Origin of the sequence: Streptomyces sp. NPDC057638 (assembly GCF_042800315.1) — a bacterium.
In the GTDB taxonomy this organism is placed as follows: Bacteria; Actinomycetota; Actinomycetes; order Streptomycetales; family Streptomycetaceae; genus Streptomyces.
Map to the genome: position 1 here is coordinate 1 of NZ_JBHVHF010000225.1, position 1587 is coordinate 1587.

Sequence of the window (1587 nt, forward strand, 5' to 3'; positions counted from 1 at the left end):
CTCCCGGCGGACCTCCCCCCGATCACCACTGACGACACCCGCTCCGCGCCCGCTCACCGGCGCGTCGTGGGAACGCCCCCGCCCCTGGCGGCCGGTTTCCAGCCCCGTACGCCCCTCCGGGAGCCGATCGACACGGCCCGCCGCGAGGGCACGACCCGGTTCGTGCTCTCCGGTGGGGCCGGGGTCGGCAAGACCCAGCTCGCCGCCTCCTACGCCACCGCCGCGCCCTCGGGCGACTCCGCCGAGGTCGTGGTGTGGATCCCGGCCACCGACCTCCAGGCGGTGATCGGCCAGTTCGCGCGCGCGGCGCGGCGCGTGGGCGTTCCCGGGGCCGACGGACGGAGCCTGGAGGGCGACGCGCGGGCCTTCCTCGGCTGGCTCGCCACCACCGACAAGCGCTGGCTGGTCGTCCTGGACGGCCTCATGGACATGGAGGGCATCCGGCCCTGGTGGCCACCGGATGGCATGGTCACCGGCCTGACCCTCGTCACCACCCGCCGTGGGCGCCGTCGGGGGTGGACCTGGGACGGGTGCCTGCTGATGGCGGTGGGCCCCTACACCCCCGACGAGGCGCTCGCCTATGTGCGCGCCCGGCTCGCCTCGGAAGGGCTGGAACAGTTGCTGGACGACCAACCCGAGGTGTTCGCCCGGGCGCTGGGCTGTCTGCCGCTGGCCGTGACGCTCGCGACGGCCTGTGTGATCAGCGACCGGATCACCACCTCCGCCTATCTGAGCCGGCTGTCGGACCACCAGCTCCGGCTGGACGAGTCACTACCCGAGTGGACGGACGCGGGGCGCGGCTGGCCCGCCATCGCGACAGCGCTGCAGCTCTCCTTGGACTCAGCCCGCAGGGCCGATCCGACAGGGCTCGTCGACACCGTCCTCGCCATCACGGCTCTCCTCGATCCGGACGGTCACCCCGAAGCGCTCTGGCAGACGGACGCTCCCCTCGAACACCTCGCCCGCCTCCGCTGGTACGGGACGGATCGACAGCGCCCCATCGGGCCCCGGCCGGACGCGAGCGAGCTGCGCTCAGCGCTGGGCTTCCTCCACGGTTACGCCCTCATCGTCCACGAGCCCGACGCGCCGGTCCCGATGGTCCGTATCCACCCTCTGGCCGCCCGCGCGATCCGCGCCACCCTGGACGAGGACCGGCTTGAGTCCGCCGCGCGGGCCGCCGCCGACGCCCTGGTGGCCGTCTGGCCGCGCGTCGAGCGGGGCCGGGCCGGGTTCGCCGCCCTGCTGCGCGCCAACGTCGGAACGCTGGAGGCCGCCACGGGCGACCAGCTCCGGCGGAGCGGTGCCCACCCGGTCCTGGACCGGGCCGGGAGCAGTTACCTCGACGCGGGTCTGTACGGCTCCGCCGTCGAGCACTGGGAGGGCGTCGCCGCGCGGAGTGTGGCCCTGCTCGGGGCGGAGCACCCGGACACCCTCACCCACGGCCACCACCTCGCCGTCGCGCTCCGCAACAGCGGACGTGTCTACGACGCCCTCACCCTCGCCGAACAGGTCCACACCGACACCGAACGCGTCCTCGGCCCCGACCACCCCAACACCCTCACCGCCCGGCGCGATCTCTCCCTCTCA

1 protein-coding gene is annotated in these 1587 nt (G+C 74.4%); it reads left to right on the forward strand.

What is annotated here, in order from left to right; genetic code table 11:
* Positions 1-66: 66 nt before the first annotated feature.
* The coding region (locus ACFVIM_RS25335; protein WP_384305483.1) for a tetratricopeptide repeat protein at positions 67-1587 on the forward strand (1521 nt) is incomplete at its 3' end.